General features: G+C 49.3%; 18 protein-coding genes. 9 read left to right on the forward strand and 9 right to left on the reverse strand.

Annotation, left to right across the window (positions count from 1 at the left end; genetic code table 11):
• Positions 1-32 precede the first annotated feature (32 nt).
• Positions 33-446 carry a hypothetical protein gene (locus tag JVX88_RS04670; RefSeq protein ID WP_211626170.1) on the forward strand — a complete coding sequence of 138 codons (414 nt, stop codon included), beginning with the start codon at positions 33-35 and terminating at the stop codon, positions 444-446.
• Between the two features lie 7 nt (positions 447-453).
• On the opposite strand, the gene fmt is transcribed toward JVX88_RS04670, so the two are convergent.
• The 3 genes from fmt to JVX88_RS04685 form a co-directional block, all read right to left on the reverse strand.
• Positions 454-1,386 (reverse strand): methionyl-tRNA formyltransferase, encoded by a 933-nt coding sequence (gene fmt / locus JVX88_RS04675; RefSeq protein ID WP_211626171.1) that lies wholly within the window; start codon positions 1,384-1,386, stop codon positions 454-456.
• A gap of 55 nt (positions 1,387-1,441) precedes the next feature.
• The gene (locus tag JVX88_RS04680; protein ID WP_211626172.1) at positions 1,442-2,386 is read right to left on the reverse strand and encodes a hypothetical protein; all 945 of its coding nucleotides are present in this window, start codon (positions 2,384-2,386) and stop codon (positions 1,442-1,444) included.
• Between the two features lie 87 nt (positions 2,387-2,473).
• Positions 2,474-3,202, reverse strand: a complete 729-nt coding sequence (locus JVX88_RS04685; RefSeq protein WP_211626173.1) for a hypothetical protein — start codon at positions 3,200-3,202, stop codon at positions 2,474-2,476.
• A gap of 147 nt (positions 3,203-3,349) precedes the next feature.
• Here JVX88_RS04685 and JVX88_RS04690 point away from each other — a divergent pair, with 147 nt between their 5' ends.
• The 8 genes from JVX88_RS04690 to JVX88_RS04725 all read left to right on the forward strand — a co-directional run bounded on the left by JVX88_RS04690 (position 3,350) and on the right by JVX88_RS04725 (position 10,387).
• Complete coding sequence (locus tag JVX88_RS04690; RefSeq protein WP_211626174.1) at positions 3,350-3,925, forward strand: sigma-70 family RNA polymerase sigma factor; 576 nt, start codon at positions 3,350-3,352, stop codon at positions 3,923-3,925.
• The gene (locus tag JVX88_RS04695) at positions 3,918-6,776 is read left to right on the forward strand and encodes a serine/threonine protein kinase (protein ID WP_211626175.1); all 2,859 of its coding nucleotides are present in this window, start codon (positions 3,918-3,920) and stop codon (positions 6,774-6,776) included. Before JVX88_RS04690 ends, JVX88_RS04695 begins: the two co-directional genes overlap by 8 nt.
• Before the next feature lie 2 nt (positions 6,777-6,778).
• Entirely contained in the window at positions 6,779-7,120 is a 342-nt protein-coding gene (locus tag JVX88_RS04700; protein WP_211626176.1) for a DUF962 domain-containing protein, read from the forward strand.
• 59 nt (positions 7,121-7,179) lie between these two features.
• Positions 7,180-7,791: a DUF2721 domain-containing protein gene (locus tag JVX88_RS04705; RefSeq protein WP_211626177.1), complete on the forward strand. Its 612-nt coding sequence runs from the start codon at positions 7,180-7,182 to the stop codon at positions 7,789-7,791.
• Complete coding sequence (locus JVX88_RS04710; RefSeq protein WP_211626178.1) at positions 7,727-8,764, forward strand: radical SAM protein; 1,038 nt, start codon at positions 7,727-7,729, stop codon at positions 8,762-8,764. The genes JVX88_RS04705 and JVX88_RS04710 overlap by 65 nt, the downstream gene beginning before the upstream one ends.
• Before the next feature lie 69 nt (positions 8,765-8,833).
• Positions 8,834-9,325 carry a tetratricopeptide repeat protein gene (locus JVX88_RS04715; RefSeq protein ID WP_211626179.1) on the forward strand — a complete coding sequence of 164 codons (492 nt, stop codon included), beginning with the start codon at positions 8,834-8,836 and terminating at the stop codon, positions 9,323-9,325.
• A gap of 87 nt (positions 9,326-9,412) precedes the next feature.
• Positions 9,413-9,706: a Fe(2+)-trafficking protein gene (locus tag JVX88_RS04720; protein ID WP_211626180.1), complete on the forward strand. Its 294-nt coding sequence runs from the start codon at positions 9,413-9,415 to the stop codon at positions 9,704-9,706.
• A 21-nt stretch (positions 9,707-9,727) separates the two neighbouring features.
• Complete coding sequence (locus JVX88_RS04725) at positions 9,728-10,387, forward strand: hypothetical protein (protein ID WP_211626181.1); 660 nt, start codon at positions 9,728-9,730, stop codon at positions 10,385-10,387.
• 76 nt (positions 10,388-10,463) lie between these two features.
• On the opposite strand, the gene JVX88_RS04730 is transcribed toward JVX88_RS04725, so the two are convergent.
• From JVX88_RS04730 to pyrR, 6 genes are all read right to left on the reverse strand, one after another.
• Positions 10,464-11,027, reverse strand: coding sequence for a hypothetical protein (locus tag JVX88_RS04730; RefSeq protein WP_211626182.1), 564 nt, complete (start codon positions 11,025-11,027; stop codon positions 10,464-10,466).
• A gap of 127 nt (positions 11,028-11,154) precedes the next feature.
• Positions 11,155-12,534 (reverse strand): deoxyribodipyrimidine photo-lyase, encoded by a 1,380-nt coding sequence (locus JVX88_RS04735; protein ID WP_211626183.1) that lies wholly within the window; start codon positions 12,532-12,534, stop codon positions 11,155-11,157.
• A gap of 182 nt (positions 12,535-12,716) precedes the next feature.
• Complete coding sequence (locus JVX88_RS04740) at positions 12,717-13,127, reverse strand: hypothetical protein (protein WP_211626184.1); 411 nt, start codon at positions 13,125-13,127, stop codon at positions 12,717-12,719.
• A 9-nt stretch (positions 13,128-13,136) separates the two neighbouring features.
• Positions 13,137-13,658: an amidohydrolase family protein gene (locus tag JVX88_RS04745; protein ID WP_211626185.1), complete on the reverse strand. Its 522-nt coding sequence runs from the start codon at positions 13,656-13,658 to the stop codon at positions 13,137-13,139.
• Positions 13,659-13,663: 5 nt separating this feature from the next.
• On the reverse strand, positions 13,664-14,659 hold the full coding sequence (locus JVX88_RS04750; RefSeq protein WP_211626186.1) for an aspartate carbamoyltransferase catalytic subunit: 996 nt from the start codon (positions 14,657-14,659) through the stop codon (positions 13,664-13,666).
• A gap of 41 nt (positions 14,660-14,700) precedes the next feature.
• Entirely contained in the window at positions 14,701-15,267 is a 567-nt protein-coding gene (gene pyrR, locus JVX88_RS04755) for a bifunctional pyr operon transcriptional regulator/uracil phosphoribosyltransferase PyrR (RefSeq protein WP_263975470.1), read from the reverse strand.
• Between the last annotated feature and the right edge of the window lie 50 nt (positions 15,268-15,317).

The raw sequence follows: 15,317 nt of genomic DNA on the forward strand, positions 1-15,317 counted from the left end.
TAGGTAATCTTCTCTTTTTAACTTAATATGGGATGGACGATTTGCCTTACGTCAAAGTGACTAACGACATCATAACCCCCATATATTCAGTATCGTTCACAGAACGCGAGGAAATACTCCGTGCTCTTATAGAAGGCGAAACAGCCAATTTTGATATCGCAAAACGATATTGGCAGGATATAGCAAGGGCAGCTATCGAAGGTAACTTCAAGCGTCTGCTGGTTATTGAGAATGTACCCGAAGCGATCTCCATAGCCGAAGTACATCAGCTTGTCTCAGAAATGGCCGACCTACCTGTCCGCAACATAAAGGTTGCGTTTGTTGACCTTTTTCCTGAGCACAAGAGCCTGAATGAGTTTGGAACGCTTGTTGCCGAGAATCGCGGACTTCGGATCAAGATCTTCGAGGACGAATCTGTTGCCACCGAATGGCTTTTATCCGAGTAAATCCAGTTCAGCCGAGTATAAGGCCCATTTTGATATTGTGTCCGTTCAGAAATTCGCGTGCTGCCATTCTTCTTTTCCCTTCTATCTGAAGCTCGTCAATGTATAGGATCGAGTCTCGACATTGGACAGCTATCTCGCCTCCTTTGACTGCCACAATGGTTCCTGGCTCCTTCTGCTCTGTATCCTCCAGAGAACTGCCTTCATGCGCTTTCCAGATGGTCAGCTTTTTTTCGTTGAAATAGGTGAATGCTGTCGGAAACGGCTGGAAACCTCTGATCCTTCTTGCCACTTCATCCGCATTCATCTCCCAGTCTATGCGACCATCTTCTTTGTGAAGAATGGGTGCGTAGGTAGCTGCAGAATCATCCTGCTTACGCGGCTCTATAACATCGATAGAATCCAATGTTTCGGAAAGCAGATCCGCTCCAAGCTCGGATAAACGTAACATTAGCTCGATAGAAGTTTCATCGTGTCCTATATGTGTTTCCCGCTGCATCAGGATATCACCCGTATCTAAACCAGCATCCATTTTCATCGTTGTAACACCGGTTCTCGTCTCGCCATTCACGATGGCCCAGTTCACCGGTGCGGCACCGCGATATTTCGGTAACAATGAAAAGTGTAAGTTTATCGCACCATACGGAAATGCATTCAAGAAACCCGCCGGAAGAATTCGTCCGTATGCGACAACGACTGCGACCTCCGCTTCAAGAGACTTAAAATCTGACAGTGCTTCTTCCGTCTTGAGTTTAACGGGCTGAAAGAGAGGGATCCCGGCCTCGACAGCTAACTGTTTGACAGGTGAATGTATCAGCTTCTTTCCGCGTCCGGACGGCCTATCAGGCTGAGTGTAAGCCCCTACCACCTCGTGACCATCTGCAAGCAGCCGTGAAAGACTAGTCGCTGCAGCCTCTGGCGTACCCATGAATACGATCTTCATCACACAAAAAAGCAACGGCAACCATTGTCGCCGTCGCAATACGATCTGGGAAAACCTAAAAACCGCAATGATAGTTGGAGCCTTCAAACACGTTGCCCCATTTACCATCCGAACGCATATAGACATTGAAAGCCGCGCCTTCAAAACCCTGAACGTACGTAAATATCTCGCTAACACCATCGCCGTCGATATCAAAAATATCGAGCAAAAGCTCGTGATAAACGCCTTCATCTAAGGTCTTTATGTCTCCGTCCATCACGTTATCTTCTTCAAAGGTGTTGTACTTACCAAAACTTATGCGGTATTTTCCATCAGATCCGCGGTCAGCGATAAAGAAAAGCAAGTTGCGCTTCTTTTCATCCGGTTTGACCTGTGAAACATCAGCGAAAGGCTCGACGGACAAGCCCGCTACGGCATCGCCCGCCGCATTTCCCCGCCAAAAGATGTCAACGCCGGAATATACTCCGTCGAATCGCACCTCGGCATAGTTCGGTACCTCCGTCCGCCAGTTTTCCTGACGGCCCTTAAAATAATTCGTCCGATGCTCAAGCTGCCGACTGCCCTCTGATGCCGCAAACTCATTCCCGCCAACCAGACTCATATACACAGCCACCGCCCGCCGCGGCGCCCGCGTTTCACGCTCCGCGATCAGATCGTCGATCGGCGATTTTCGGCCTTTGCCTTCGTTTTTTATGCCGTCTGGATTCTGACTACTGACTTCTTCCAGTACATAAACCGCATCCGTCGGCGTCAGATACAAAGTATGGCCATTTGTCCCGCGGGCCATATAACTGACATTTTTGTGAAACTGGCCGCGGTTTTCCTCAAAATACACCATCACATTGGAGTGGTCGTTCATAGTCTCGCCGCCCTGTTTATCCGTAATGCGATTAGGTAACGATCCTGATGCGTGCTGCACAGTCTCTAACCATGTGCCACCTAGGGCGGCCCAAACAAATGTCGGTAATGTTACTGTGGCAAGTATTTTTCTGAACTTCATTGTGTGTCTCCTGATCGCTAAGAGCCCTATTTTGCAAACGTGGGACGAATTTTCATAAAAAGTCTTTGATTCCGGCAAGGTGCACAGTTACCAGGGGCGCTTTTGGTAATAGGTAACAAATGCATCGCCATCGACTATCAGCATCGGGTCGCCGGTTCGTGGGTGATTTCGGCGTTCAAGCGTATATGTGGTCGTCTTTCCGCTGTTTGAGCGCGCAGTTAGCGTGGTAGCCGTTGCACTCCATCTTCCGTAATCCCAGCTTTGTGAGTTCGCACCGCCGTATGGATTCGTAGTTGTGGCCTCGCCGTAGTATTCGTATGTACCATCAGCCTTTAATGTGAAACATATGTCGGACTGACGGCCGCCGCCCTGTGCCTGTACATTTGCCTGGTAACACCACTTACCGACAAGATCCTGTGGATTGCTGCCGCCTTCTCCGCCATCGTCATTTCGGCCTCCGGAACCCCCACCTCTTCGGCGCGCAAGCTGCGCCATCGCCTCTTCGGCTCCTTCTTTATCTGTCCGGGAATAGACCACCTTCCGACCTTCGACCCAAACAGTGAGCGTGTCTCCCTTTAACTCGAATGGGAAATCGGCATAATCATCACCCTGCGAGACAACCAATGTCTTGCCAAGGATCGCCCATTCATAACGATCACCATTGATCGTGATCTGATTTTTCGGACGTATCTCGACGACCGCTTCGCTGCTTATCCAATAGCCGATAAGGGCAGCCTCAGTTTCTTTGCGCGTTTGCGAGAAAGAGACAGCCGCGACCAATAACATCAGGCTTGTCAGATAGATAGCTCTGTTCATAATTACTCAAATGTCGAACGGATGATCCGTGACACTCTACCCTCCTATCTGTTAACGCCAGAAACGCTGGAGAATCCCATCAAAATAATTATCGGCTTGTGGGAAAATGTTCTAGAATGTGCGTGTATCCCTTTATGAGTGGAGTGTATGGTTGATGATGCTGGGCACATAACCAGACTGTTGCGCGATTATGAAGCCGGTGATCGTACAGTCCTGGACGAACTACTTCCGCTTGTCTATGACGAGTTGCGCCAGATAGCGGGTTCATATTTTGCAAATGAGCGCCGTAACCACACGCTGCAACCCACCGCGCTGGTACACGAAGCTTATATGCGGCTGGTTGATCAGAGGAATGTTGATTGGCAGAATCGGGCTCAATTCTACGGCCTCGCAGCAAAGATGATGCGGCGGATATTAGTAAACCACGCCGCCGCTAAGAGATCAGAGAAAAGAGGCGGCCAAAAAGATCACATTTCTATTGAAGAGGTGACGATCGCATTTGATGACACAAACTTCGATCTTTTGGATCTGAATGAAGTTCTTGAACGACTTTCGCAACGCGACGCGGAAAAGGCAGAGATCGTCGAAATGAAGTTTTTTGGTGGAATGACAACAGAAGAGATAGCGGACGCGCTCGGACGTTCTACCGCAACGATAGAAAGGGGCTGGACTTTTGCACGCAGTTGGTTGTATAAGGAACTCGCGGAGGCACGAGATGCCTGATTCAGAAAAGCACAACTCACAAGATCAATGGGAGCGGCTCAATTCGGCATTTGATGAGATCTACGCACTCTCTGCGGAAGACCGGGTGTTGGCTCTCGAGCGCTTAAGTGTCGAAGAACCTGCCGTGATCGATGAACTTCGATCGATGCTAAAAGCATCTGAAAGGGCAAAGCAGGAGCGATTTCTTGATGCGGGTCTGTTGCCGCGCGAAACCGATCTGTTTGCCGACCGCGAAGAACCTTCGATAGAAGCTATAGGGAACTACAAGATATTGAAAGAGATAGGCCGGGGAGGTATGGGCTTGGTCTATCTGGGTGAACATCGTGAGCTAAAACGAAAAGTAGCTATCAAGGTGATCAAACGCGGTATGGATTCTGACGAGATCTTGCGAAGGTTTCGTTTGGAGCGACATCTCCTTGCAACACTGGACCACCCGAACATTGCGAAACTTCTTGACGGTGGCACGACGGAGGACGGCCGTCCCTATTTTGTCCTTGAATTTGTCGATGGTTTGCCAGTAACGGAGTTTTGCGACCGCAATAAACTTCGAATCGAGAATAGACTATTAGTCTTTCAGAAGATCTGCTCAGCCGTTGCCTATGCTCATCGTCATCTTGTCGTTCATCGCGATATAAAGCCCTCAAACATAATTGTCGATTCCTCCGGAGAGCCTAAACTTCTCGATTTCGGGATCTCAAAACTGCTTGACCCTGCGGGTTCGGGGGTCTCCATAGCCGATACCGCGCTCGGTATGCGGCTCTTAACACCGGAATATGCGTCACCCGAACAACTTCAGGGCGGTACTGTTTCTACTGCGTCTGATATCTACAGTCTAGGAGTAGTTTTATACGAGTTAATGACTGGTCAACGGCCGGTCCAGCTAGAAGGGAAACCCATCATCGAGTTCTCAAAGCTGGTAATGGCGACGGATCCGCGTGCGCCTTCAACGGTTATTGCAAAGCCCATAACCGACTTGCGCAAAGGGGCGACTGGAGGCCAGATTTCTCCTGACACTCTTGCAGAGCATCGAGGTGACAGACCGGATAAATTGATCCGGCGTCTTCGTGGCGATCTGGACAAAATTGTTTTGATGGCCCTCAGGAAAGAACCGGACGATCGATATCTTGCGGCAGAGCAATTGTCGGAGGACATCGATCGACATCTCTCCGGACTGCCGGTGATGGCTCGGCCGGCATCGATCGGGTATCTAGCTGCAAAGTTTGCTCGTAGGCATCGTCCGCAAGTTGCCGCCGCCGCGGCTGCCCTATTGGCGATCGTAACAGGTTTCGGCGTCGCTATTTGGCAAGCCAAGGTCGCAACCGATGAAAGGAATCGAGCCGAAGCAAGATTCGAAGAGGTGAGGAAACTTTCGAACCTTTTGGTCTCCGGTTGGGACGAGGGACTCGGAGAAACTGCCGTCAGTCATGAGGCTCGTGCCAGGCTCGCAGGGCTTTCGGCCCGGTTTCTCGACAGCCTTTCCGCGGAGGCAAATGACCCCGCGTTGCTTAAAGAGCTTGCCGAAGCTCACATCAAACTTGGTCACGAATTTGCTTATCAATTGATCGATACCAAGAGTGCCGAGGAAAGTATCTCAAAGGCTGAAAGTATTGCACGGCGGTTGGTCGCTGATGCTCCACAGGAAAACACTTACAAGGACGTATTAGCTAGGGCTCTATTCAAGAAGGACGAGTTCTTTGGCCATCTGAATATGAATGATTCGCTTGCTAATCGGACGGAGCGCCTACAGCTTCGCGAGGCGATCTTCACGCTTGAGCCTAACAGCGAATCTGCCACACGTGGTTACGGAATGGCGCTTGCGGATGTTGCAAATGGGTATCTTGAGCTGGGTGATGTTACATCATCTAATGAGTATTTCCGTAGGTCCATCGATGCTTATCGCCAACGGATCGAGCTTCTTTCTACATTGTCCGATTCTCCCGATCGCGACCGCAAGATCGCGGGCAGCTATGCTGTAATCACGGATCATTTCGCAAGCCGACTTGGTGATATTGCATCTGCCTATGAAGCAGCCGCAGAAGGATATGCCGCAGGCAAACGCGCGTATGAGGGTAACGCCGAAGAACACGATAACATTGTTGTTCGTCTAATGACTGGATTTTTGTTTGGCCAGGTGCTGCAAAACATGGGGCGGCTTAGTGAGGCCGAGAGGATGTTTTCTGAGATCGCGGTGGTAGCCAAATTGCGAAACGATCAGAAACCCACATCCTACTTCGCGAGAAAGGAATACGACGCATATCTCGAGCTGGCAGAAATTGCTTTTCTTTCGAATGAACGCACAAAAGCATTTGAGCTGGTCCAGGCCTCGGACGAAGTGCGTAGAAGATGGGAATCCGGTGATAGCCATCGGAGTCGTAGCCGAAGCACTTATGGCGGGGCTGTTCATTTGACCGTCTCGGGGAAACTTTTGGTTACAATGGGGGCGGTCAAAGAGGGCCGTGAAAGGCTGTTGGCGGCGGCTCAGATATTTGATGAGATCACTCAGCGTGAGCCACAGAACAACTTGCGTAGTGCGAACCTTTTGGCTTCTTTGTATGTAACACTCGGGGACGTAGAATCCGGCATTGGTGTTTGTGGGCCGACCGAGAGACCTTTTGGTGGCGTGTCCGAGCAGGCCGGCTACTGCCTTCCCGGATCGGTTTCTAGGCCACGAGTTAAGATGGCGACCGGATCGGGCGGAACCGCTCATTATCGAAAAGCTGAGCAGCTGTATTCAAAGCTTGAGCGTGAGAATATGCTCACTCGAAGGGAAGTGGGCGAACTGGAGCTCGTTCGTTCTCGTCTGTTGAGTAATGGAAGCCTGCTCGCTCGCCAGGCTTTGAATGCGAATTGAGAATGAAAGAGCGAATATCAACTTACAAAGATTTTTGGGACTTTTATGTTCGGGAACACTCGCTGCCGATGACCCGTCTTCTTCATTTCGTCGGTACAACGCTCGGTCTGCTTCTCCTTGTCTGGTTCATATGGCGGGGGACTTGGTATTACTTTCCGCTATCGCTCGTCATCGGTTATGCATTCGCCTGGTTCGCTCATTTTGTCATTGAAAAGAATCGCCCCGCGACGTTCAAGTACCCGTTTTGGTCGTTCATATCTGACTATAAAATGATGTGGTACATGATCACGGGTAGGATGTCCGCAGAGGTTGATCGCATTACTGCAAGACACACCCCTCATTGATAATGCGATATAGCTGACGCTCTATCTTTCGTACCCCTGGTAAGGTAGAATCTCGAATTATGTTCGCTGGACGTGAAATTGTCGATGTTGACCCCAAGGCTCTTAGCTCGACGATCGAGTTTCTTACGGCGATGATCACGCCCGCGCTTCTCATCTCGGCGACCGGCTCCCTTGTGCTTTCCACATCAACTCGGCTGGGCCGTGTTGTCGATCGCGTTCGAGCTCTTGAAGTGCGAATCGGGGAGCTGATCTATTCTGAGAACAAAGATGAGATACCGCTTTATGACAAACGGGTAGAGGTGGTGGTCGATCTGCTTGATTTTGTTACCAGTCGCGCACGGATACTCCAGCGCGCACTTGGGGCTTTCTATTACGGGCTGATGCTATTCGTTCTTACTAGCGTGAGTATCGCAGTTGCTGGATTGGTCGATATTTACAAATGGATACCTATACCGCTTGGAATAGTTGGTATCATATTTCTCTTTTACGGCAGCATCCTGATGCTGAAGGAAACGCGAATGGCCACCGCTACCATTAATGAAGAAATGGATTTTACCTGGGAGCTTGCGAGGAAGCTTTCACCGCAGGACATCGCAATAAAATACGATGCCAAGGGTAAAAAGAAACGATACAATGGGCGCAAAGTATCTAATACTCTTGGCGGAGAATAGACTCGAAGAAAGGGTCCAAGCTCTGGAAGAGATGTTGCGCTCCTGCAACATTTGCCCGAAAGACTGCGGCAACGATCGCCTAAATGAGGAGATCGCCGCGTGCTATTCCGGGCGACTGCCTATAGTCTCCAGTTACACTGCGCATTTCGGTGAAGAACCTTGCCTGAGTGGAACACGCGGCGCCGGAAATATCTTCTTCGGTAATTGCAATCTTCGATGTGTGTATTGCCAGAATTATCAGATCTCGCAAACGTGGAGAGAGCAGCGTAAGAACGAGATAACACACGAACGCCTTGCCGAAATGATGCTCGAACTGCAGGAACGTGGCTGCCACAATATCGGCTTTGTCTCGCCGACACATTTTGCACCGCAGATGGCCCGGGCCATATATATTGCAGCTAGGAACGGATTGCGATTACCCATCATTTACAACACGAATGCATACGATTCGGTCGAGGTATTGAAGTTGCTTGAGGGCATAGTTGATATCTATTTGCCCGACCTGAAGTATGCTGATGCCGACGCCGGTTTTCAGTATTCGAAGGTCCGTGATTATCCGAAATTCGCTCGTGCTGCCGTAAAGGAGATGCAGCGCCAAATGGGCGATGGACTCATATTCGATGACGAAGGACTATTGCAACACGGGCTATTGATACGCCTGCTCGTATTGCCGAATGACATTGCCGGGCTTGAAGAAAACCTTCGCTGGATACACGATGAACTCGGCCCGAAAACCGCCATATCGCTAATGGCGCAGTACTACGCCACAAATAAAGCTGCAACTGATCCACGCTATATTTTGCTCTCACGCCGGATCTCTGAAGGCGAGTGGTTCGATGCCGTTTCTTTGCTCGAACACTTAGGCATGGAAGAGGGCTTTATGCAGGAATACGAATCTTCGTCGTATTATTATCGCCCGGATTTCAACGATAAAGATGAGCCTTTTAAGGATATTCGTGATTTTCGGCCATGATGGAATGTATGGTACGTTGCGCGGATTTGTCATAAATCTTAATTGCTATATCCTTGAAAAGGTAACTATATGATCAGGGCGTTTCTGTTTGTTTTATTGGTGTTCGCGTTGATCTCGTCGTGTTCTAGCGATGGGAACGGCGTAGCGGACGATGGGGTAAGTAATGACTCAGGTAAACTCGATGATGTGATGGCTCGTGCCGAGGTGTTGTGTAAAGAAAAAGGCGATTGCGAGCAGGCGATAAAGATCTATACCGAGGCGATCGCTTCGGATTCGAATAATGCCGAGCTTTATAAGAAGCGCGCGATGGTCTTTTACGCGACGAAGCGATTCGAGCAGGCTCTTAACGATCTTGACTCCGCTCTTGAACACGATCCGCCAAATCCCGGAGAGCTTCATTACTTCCGCGGACTTACGAAAAGCTTTAAGCGCAAAGAGGACAAAGAAGGAGCGTGCAGGGACCTCAAAGAAGCAAAAAAACTTGGCTATAAACCCAATGATCCGGGAACAATAAACAAATGGATCGTTAACTATTGCAGGACAAACACTTTGCAGTTCTAATGCTGGGGATGGCCTGATCAACCCGTCAGCTCAGATCATTTAGGCGACTATAATTTTGATCTGAGGCCTGTCATAATCATTATTGTAATGGGAATATTTGGAGATAAATTCAAATGTGTCCGCTGTGGACAAAAAAGCGAACCTTTGGGTTACGCGCCTGTGCCCACCGAACTTGGACAGAAGATCGGGACCGAGGCCTGCAAAGATTGTTGGGGCGAATGGCAGAAAAAGCAGATGCAGCTTATCAATCATTTCGGGCTTGATGTTTCGAATCCGGAATCTCACGAATTTCTGTTCGACAATATGAAGATCTTCTTCTATGACGATGGGTCAGGCCTGGCGCAGATCGATACGTCGAAAGAGGGAAGCGTCAATTGGTAAGGCCGCCATCGGGGTTCGGAAATGCTCAGCAAAGAATTCCGCCTGATCAATGAAGAGTTCTACGCAGAGAGTGTTCTTCCTGAACAGATGGATTCTTTATGGGCGAACGGCTGGCGTCATTTCGGAAAGCACTTTTTCAGGTACAATGTTGGCTTCTTTCGTAACGAACTCAGATACGTCCTACCTTTAAGGATCGATCTTGCAAGATTCGAATTCTCAAAAGGCCAGCGTCGAAACTTAAGACGCAACAGTGATCTTTCGGTCGTGATAGGTCCGATAGATCTCACACCAGAGGCTAATAACCTTTTCGAACTCCACAAAACTCGGTTTGAATACGGTGCCCCGGATTCGATCTTTACCTTTCTTTCTTCCGAACCCGCGAACTCGCCATGTGCTGCAAAGGAGATCTGCGTGTATGAAGAAGACCGGCTTTTAGCCGTTAGCTATTTTGATGTTGGAAGCAGATCGGTCTCAGGTGTTTATGCGATGTTCGATCCGGCAATTACCCATCGTGGACTAGGGATCTTTACGATGTTGAAGGAGATCGAATATTCGATAGAAACAAACCGTCAATACTACTATCAGGGCTATGCTTACGAGGGCGAATCCTTTTACGACTACAAAAAAAGATTTCGAGCAACAGAGGTTTTCGACTGGGATGGCAGTTGGGTCGATTTCTGAAATTGATGACTTGAGCGTTATTGACGAGATGGCTGAGTCTGTACTCAGCACATCCCGCCTTTGATGTACACCATCATCAGCCGATAAGGCTCAGATCGTTCTGTAAAACACGATCCCTTGCCGGATAGTGCTGTTGAAGTACCTCGGCGAACGCGGCTTCCATAGCCTTCGGATCGGTTATCTCAATGTATCGCTTGGTCTGCTGGGGTGTCATTACTTCAAGCATTAAAGTATTCTCAATCCAGACCTCGACAAGCTGAAAAAGCCCGCCTCCGCGGTTGCATACCAGAACGCGCCAACCCTCTCGCTTGGCCATTTTGCGGATCTCATCGATTCCTTTTTCCGTGTTGATGTTGATATGCGTTGCTACATACCTTGGGACGACCTCGCTTCGGACAAACTGAGCCTCGTGTTCTTCGGTAACGGCGTTCAGATCATTCTCGTCCGGAAGTCCTTCGCCGGGGACGAGCACTGTGCCGGCCGGCGTTATCTCGATGGCAGTTCCTTTGCCATCGTTTGCAAGAACAAAAAATGAGTTAGGCGCCGGAGGGAAGGGATACACATACCCGTCCCAAAGCTCGGCGATAAAGTTTGCCACCCGTTCGGGATCATTAACTGCGATAGAAAGATGATTTATCATTGCGACGATTCTCCTGGATTAAACTTTGCAGAAGTTTTACTTCTCCGCTATCAATACGCGAAGAAGGTGCGTGATCCATATCACCAGGTGCGCTCGCAATGAAGAAGAATTCGACGCGATCGCGCCGTCAAAGCATTTTTGTCCACTGAATATATTTCTTTGAATCAAATTTCTTGCCCGTGCTGCCGCTAGTCATATAACGTATCTGGCCGAATACGGGACGTTCCATCCACGGCCGATCGTGTTTGCCAAAGCACCACAGAATACCCGCATAGGAATTAGGGTTGCGGCCATCAAGGCAATACTTGTTGTTTAGATGAACGAGTGTCGCAAAGGCTTCTTCATAACTTCGCGACCAGGCGATCACGTTCTTCCCCCAAAGCATCCGAACGTAATTGTGCATCTCGCCGGTCATCACCATTTCGCGTTGGCACGCATTCCAGAGTTCGTCATGCGTCTCGCCAGCTTCTAACTGCTCGAGAGAGTATATGAACTGCCGTTCGTCATCGGCGTGGGCTCGCATAGTTTTATGAATCCACGCCGGCAAAGCCTCAAGTGAATCATATTTGGGATTGTGCCGCGTCATATTATATGAAAGCTCGCGACGGACGATAAGTTCTTCAAGATACGCGTCTTTTGATCCCTGAGGAGCATCGGCATCTTGAACCGCCAAGGCTATTTCTAGGGGAGACAAAAAGCCGAAATGTAAGTATGCTGAAAGCCGTGATGAACCATCGCGATCCGGTTTGTTTCTTGCGTTTTCGTAATCATGCAATATCTCCTCGACAAATTTTTTTAGGCGTTTGCGACCTTCGGTCGAGCCGCCCCGGTATTGGCGTGAAGGCTTTACGGAATGATCGATGTCGCATTCGGCGACGAGGTCCGGAATGTTTTTCGACGTTATAAGTGTCTCGAAAGCCGCGTCGAGCTCGATCTTTGTGCTGTCCATCGTAACCGTTTCTTCTGCAAACGGTTTCAGATAATTAGGTAATAACTTGTTGATCTTGGGCCGGATCGTATATGCGGCGTATTCTTCTTTGTTAAATTTTGAAATCGGAATGATCCCGTTCGAATCTACAGCGTGAATGGCGATCTGTGCTCGCACAGCAATGCGTCGATTGTGTTCGGGAATTATGAAGCATGGAAAATCATCGGTAACGATCAGAGCGGCGTCTTTTGCCAAAGCCGCGACCGTATTTTTTGGCGAGCTTTCATCTTTCTGCAGATAGAAGATGTACCTTATGCCAAGCCGTTCAAATTCTTTCTTTTTTTCCTCAACGCCTTCGAGGATGAATGTGTGAATTCGATCGCTGGCCCATGGGTAGTAGTATTTCAGCCCTTCGTAAACGACCAGCGGAAGCTTCAACTCGTTTGCCTTTCGTATCGCCCACACAAGCGCGTGATTATTCGATGTTCGCTTGAACATCTGCATCCAATAGAGCACATAACGCGCCTTTTCGTTTATCGGCTTGTCGTTTAACGAGACGACCCTTTCGTTGATCCTCATATGCTCTAGTATATAGATTGTGCTCCGACATTGTTCCTAAACTTACACGTCAAATAATGGCTTTTTCGATAGGCCATCCGCTGAACGAAAGGATTTGGGTTTTTGAATCACGATCCTAATTTCCAGAATTACGATGCACTAATTATTTGAGAGGGGCTAACAAAACAAAACAGAAAAGTCTCTTATAAGGAAGGAATTATCCAGAGATACGACCAGGGTTCAAGAGGGGCATGATCAAGAGATTCGTGATGGGGAGACGGTGGCGGTGTTGGTGTGCGAGACGGAGCCAACAAGCAAATGCTGTGCAGATAGAAAGGCGAGATCGTACGGCCGGAGGACGGTGAGGTTGATGAAAAGAAGCTCCAGATGGTAAAGGAACTGTGGGAGCTGCGAACGGAAGCAGGGATCTTAAAAAGCCGCACTAATCTTCGGGCGAAGTAAGGGAAGTGATATGGAATATTTGACGCGATCAGGGAGGAGCGAAGCGAAGCATCGATCACATCGATTCCTCTTATGACCGCGTCAGGCGGCAGTCCACGCTCAGGGCTGTTATTTCTGTTCTGAAAGAATACCTGTCGTTGCAGAATACTCACAAGCTACAGTCACTTCAGCAGGGCGGTTGCGATGTTGAAATAAACGATGAGCGTAAAGATATCGGCGGCGGCAAGCGTTATCGGGCCGGCGGCGATCTTTGAGTCCTCGTGGATCGCGTGCAGCAGCGTTGGGATGCTCATTCCTATCACGCCGGCAGCAAAAACGGAGAACATCACACCTGCGTGTTCGGCCTGTTCGATCATGTATCGCGTTATGGCTGCGTTGTCGTTAACGGGATTTGTGTTCGGCATAGGGCATACGCTTGTCCATCCGCCTGCAACAGCCGCCGCACAACCCGACGCGATCGTTTCTTTGTGTTCCTGGCCTGGTTCGCGTAAATGCACGTGAAGATCAATAAATCCAGGGGCGACCAGCAAACCGCTTGCATCAAAAATTTCACATCCCTCCGGCGGAGTTTCATTCTGTCGAAGCCATGCAGACACCCTGCCATCTTCAACAAGAACGTTCATTCCCGTATTCTCATTCGCGGCCGGATCTATAAGATGGCCGTTTGCGATAAGTAACCTCATATGACTTAAGCTTGTGTAGAACCTCCGGTGGCGAGGTAAAGCACCGCCATTCGGACGGCGACGCCATATTTGACCTGATCTAAGATCAACGAACGCGAGCTATCGGCAACCTCTGAAGCGATCTCAATACCGCGGTTCATCGGACCTGGATGTAGTACGATAGCATCTTTTTTCGCTAGGTCGAGACGTTCGTTTGTTAACCCATAGTGGATCGAGTATTCGCGCAGTGTCGGAAAATAGGCTGAATTCTGACGTTCACGCTGGATGCGTAAGATCATTACTACGTCTGCATTCTCGATCGCGTCCTCAACATGGTCGCAAACCGTAAGTGATGTTCGTTCTTCAGTCTTTGAACTTTTATTTTTTTTCTTCTTGCAGGGTTCGCGGGCTATCAAATATTCGAAATCGCGTGGAACGAGAGTACCTGGGCCGGCAACACGTACGTTGGCCCCGAGCTTTGTCAGCAAGTGAATGTTGGAACGTGCGACGCGGCTGTGAAGAATATCTCCGATTATCGCAACCTCAAGCCCCTCGATCTTTTTTTTATGCTCACGAATGGTCATCGCATCGAGCAATGCTTGCGTCGGATGTTCGTTCGCACCGTCACCGGCGTTGATTATCGCTGCCCGGCTCACTTTTGCTAGCTGATGCGGCACACCCGCAGAACCGTGCCTAACGACAATACAATCCGGATCCATCGCATCCAAGTTAAGCGCAGTATCAACCAACGTTTCACCTTTGGCTAGGCTCGACGACGAAACACTTATATTTATTGCATCGGCAGACAGCCTTTTTGCCGCGAGCTCGAATGAGGTCCGTGTTCGGGTGGAGTTCTCAAAAAAGAGATTGATCACGGTCTTGCCGCGTAACGTCGGCACTTTTTTGATCTCGCGGGCATTTATCTCGCGGAAATTCTCTGCTGTGTCTAAAATTCCGCGGATCTCTTCCGCACTAAGATCGCGGATACCAAGAAGGTCACTTCGGCGAAAAGGTTTTTCCATCAGCACAAAAAAAGCAAGGCAGTTAACCTTGCTTTCGGATCTTAATCATCTCGTTCGAAAATTCCGACGGCTTCAAGGCCGTCATACTCTTTCAGCATCACTTTAATTATCTCAGACTTCTTTGTTGGTACGGTTTTCCCGACAAAATCGGCCTGGATCGGCAATTCACGGTGTTCGCGACCGCGATCTATCAGTACGGCGAGTTGTACCTTTTTTGGCCGTCCGAAATCCATTAGCTGGTCAAGAGCCGCGCGTATCGTTCGGCCTGTGTAAAGTACGTCGTCAACCAAAACTACGATCTTATCCTCGATATCGGCGTCGAGTTCTGTTCGATTCACAATCGGGCTTGCACCGACGGTCGAAAGATCATCTCTATACAGCGTTATATCAATTATACCGAAAAGCGGTGGATGCCCCTCTAGTTCACCTATCTTGTCAACTATTTTTTCGGCGAGCGGGACCCCGCGGCGGCGTATCCCGACAATATAAAGATCGCTCGACCCTTGATTCTCCTCGACGATCTCTGATGCGAGTCGAGAAATGGCGCGCTTCATTCGAGCGCTGTCCATTATCCGGGATTTCTCCAGCAGTTTTGCTTCGTCTGCCATTCGATGCAAATCCTAACAAACATACTGCAAAACATCAAAGAATGGCTTCG

The organism is Leptolyngbya sp. 7M (assembly GCF_018128485.1).

Excerpts from the sequence above, each read along its gene's own strand:
- JVX88_RS04670 (WP_211626170.1), top strand. The coding sequence starts at position 33 with ATGGACGATTTGCCTTACGTCAAAGTGACTAACGACATCATAACCCCC.
- fmt (WP_211626171.1), bottom strand. The coding sequence starts at position 1,386 with ATGAAGATCGTATTCATGGGTACGCCAGAGGCTGCAGCGACTAGTCTT.
- JVX88_RS04680 (WP_211626172.1), bottom strand. The coding sequence starts at position 2,386 with ATGAAGTTCAGAAAAATACTTGCCACAGTAACATTACCGACATTTGTT.
- JVX88_RS04685 (WP_211626173.1), bottom strand. The coding sequence starts at position 3,202 with ATGAACAGAGCTATCTATCTGACAAGCCTGATGTTATTGGTCGCGGCT.
- JVX88_RS04690 (WP_211626174.1), top strand. The coding sequence starts at position 3,350 with ATGGTTGATGATGCTGGGCACATAACCAGACTGTTGCGCGATTATGAA.
- JVX88_RS04695 (WP_211626175.1), top strand. The coding sequence starts at position 3,918 with ATGCCTGATTCAGAAAAGCACAACTCACAAGATCAATGGGAGCGGCTC.
- JVX88_RS04700 (WP_211626176.1), top strand. The coding sequence starts at position 6,779 with ATGAAAGAGCGAATATCAACTTACAAAGATTTTTGGGACTTTTATGTT.
- JVX88_RS04705 (WP_211626177.1), top strand. The coding sequence starts at position 7,180 with ATGTTCGCTGGACGTGAAATTGTCGATGTTGACCCCAAGGCTCTTAGC.
- JVX88_RS04710 (WP_211626178.1), top strand. The coding sequence starts at position 7,727 with ATGCCAAGGGTAAAAAGAAACGATACAATGGGCGCAAAGTATCTAATA.
- JVX88_RS04715 (WP_211626179.1), top strand. The coding sequence starts at position 8,834 with ATGATCAGGGCGTTTCTGTTTGTTTTATTGGTGTTCGCGTTGATCTCG.
- JVX88_RS04720 (WP_211626180.1), top strand. The coding sequence starts at position 9,413 with ATGGGAATATTTGGAGATAAATTCAAATGTGTCCGCTGTGGACAAAAA.
- JVX88_RS04725 (WP_211626181.1), top strand. The coding sequence starts at position 9,728 with ATGCTCAGCAAAGAATTCCGCCTGATCAATGAAGAGTTCTACGCAGAG.
- JVX88_RS04730 (WP_211626182.1), bottom strand. The coding sequence starts at position 11,027 with ATGATAAATCATCTTTCTATCGCAGTTAATGATCCCGAACGGGTGGCA.
- JVX88_RS04735 (WP_211626183.1), bottom strand. The coding sequence starts at position 12,534 with ATGAGGATCAACGAAAGGGTCGTCTCGTTAAACGACAAGCCGATAAAC.
- JVX88_RS04745 (WP_211626185.1), bottom strand. The coding sequence starts at position 13,658 with ATGAGGTTACTTATCGCAAACGGCCATCTTATAGATCCGGCCGCGAAT.
- JVX88_RS04750 (WP_211626186.1), bottom strand. The coding sequence starts at position 14,659 with ATGGAAAAACCTTTTCGCCGAAGTGACCTTCTTGGTATCCGCGATCTT.
- pyrR (WP_263975470.1), bottom strand. The coding sequence starts at position 15,267 with ATGGCAGACGAAGCAAAACTGCTGGAGAAATCCCGGATAATGGACAGC.